Annotated in this window: 1 protein-coding gene; it reads right to left on the bottom strand. The window is 57.1% G+C overall.

The genetic code is table 11. The features are described from left to right. Positions 1-57: 57 nt before the first annotated feature. Positions 58-1,873, bottom strand: a 1,816-nt coding sequence (locus tag AB4Z11_RS30555; protein ID WP_442029775.1) for a PrkA family serine protein kinase, incomplete at its 5' end; no start/stop codon positions are given.

Genomic DNA, 1,873 nt, shown 5'->3' on the forward strand with positions numbered 1-1,873 from the left:
GCCCTACGCCAGGCAGCTGTAGGGCGGATCATCGATCCGCCGTCCATGCACTACCGCTTACGACGACTTCCTCACGCGCAGATACCATTCGCACAGCAGGCGTACCTGCTTGGCCGTATAACCCTTCTCGACCATGCGGGCCACGAAGTCGGCGTGCTTGTTGGCATCCTCTGCGCTGGCCTTGGCATTGAAGGAAATCACCGGCAGCAGTTCTTCCGTATTGGAGAACATCTTCTTCTCGATCACTGTGCGGAACTTCTCATAAGAAGTCCATGCCGGGTTCTTGCCGCCGTTATTGGCACGCGCACGCAGGCCGAAGTTGACGATCTCGTTGCGGAAGTCCTTCGGATTCGAAATGCCGGCCGGCTTCTCGATTTTCTCCAGCTCGTTGTTGAGCGATTCGCGGTCGAAGCTTTCGCCGGTATCCGGATCGCGGTATTCCTGGTCYTGAATCCAGAAGTCGGCAAAGGTCACGTAGCGGTCGAAGATGTTCTGGCCGTATTCGGAATAGCTCTCCAGATAAGCGGTCTGGATTTCCTTGCCGATGAACTCGACATAGCGCTGCGCCAGGTGTTCCTTGATATACGAGAAGTAGCGCTGTTCGGTCTCCGGCGGGAACTGCTCGCGTTCGACCTGCTGCTCAAGCACGTAAAGCAGGTGCACCGGATTGGCCGCCACTTCGGTCGAATCGAAGTTGAAGACCTTGGACAGGATCTTGAACGCAAAGCGCGTCGACAGACCGTTCATGCCTTCATCCACGCCCGCGTAATCCACATACTCGTGGATCGACTTGGCTTTCGGATCGGTGTCCTTCAGGTTGTCACCATCGTAGACCAGCATCTTGCTGAAGACGGACGAGTTTTCCGGCTCCTTCAGGCGCGACAGGATGGCGAACTGCGCCATCATGCGCAAGGTTCCGGGCGCGCACGGTGCATGGTCCAGCGAAGAGTTGTGCAGCAGCTTCTCGTAGATCTTGATTTCGTCGGTCACCCGCAGGCAGTAAGGCACTTTGACGATGTAGATACGGTCGAGGAATGCTTCGTTGTTGCGGTTGTTCTTGAAGCTCTTCCACTCCGACTCGTTCGAGTGCGCCAGAATGATGCCGTCAAACGGAATGGCGCCAAAGCCTTCCGTACCCTTGTAATTGCCTTCCTGGGTGGCAGTCAGCAGCGGGTGCAGAACCTTAATGGGGGCCTTGAACATCTCCACGAATTCCATCAAGCCCTGATTGGCCAGGCACAGGCCGCCGGAATAGCTGTAAGCATCCGGATCGTCCTGGGCATAGTCTTCCAGCTTGCGGATATCGACCTTGCCGACCAGGGAAGAGATGTCCTGGTTGTTCTCATCGCCCGGTTCCGTTTTCGAGATCGCCACCTGCTTCAGCACGGAGGGATAGCGCTTGACCACGCGGAACTGGTTGATGTCGCCATTGAATTCATGCAGGCGCTTGACGGCCCATGGCGAAGGGATATTGCGCAGGTAGCGGCGCGGGATGCCGTAATCCTCTTCCAGGATGGTGCCGTCTTCCTGTTCGCTGAACAGGCCAAGCGGCGATTCATTCACTGGCGAACCTTTCAGGCAATAGAAAGGCACTTGTTCCATCAGGGATTTAAGCTTTTCCGCGATCGAAGACTTACCGCCGCCCACCGGTCCCAGCAGGTAGAGAATCTGCTTGCGCTCTTCCAGGCCCTGGGCCGCGTGGCGGAAGTAGGAGACTACCTGCTCGATGACTTCTTCCATGCCGTAGAACTCACGGAAGGCTGGGTAAATCTTGATGACCTTGTTGGCGAAGATGCGCGACAGGCGCGTGTCGTTGCGCGTGTCGACCAGCGTTGGTTCGCCAATCGCCGCCAGCATGCGCTCCGCCGCCGAT

The sequence above is a fragment of the Pseudoduganella sp. RAF53_2 genome (assembly GCF_052113985.1).
Classification (GTDB): domain Bacteria; phylum Pseudomonadota; class Gammaproteobacteria; order Burkholderiales; family Burkholderiaceae_D; genus Rugamonas.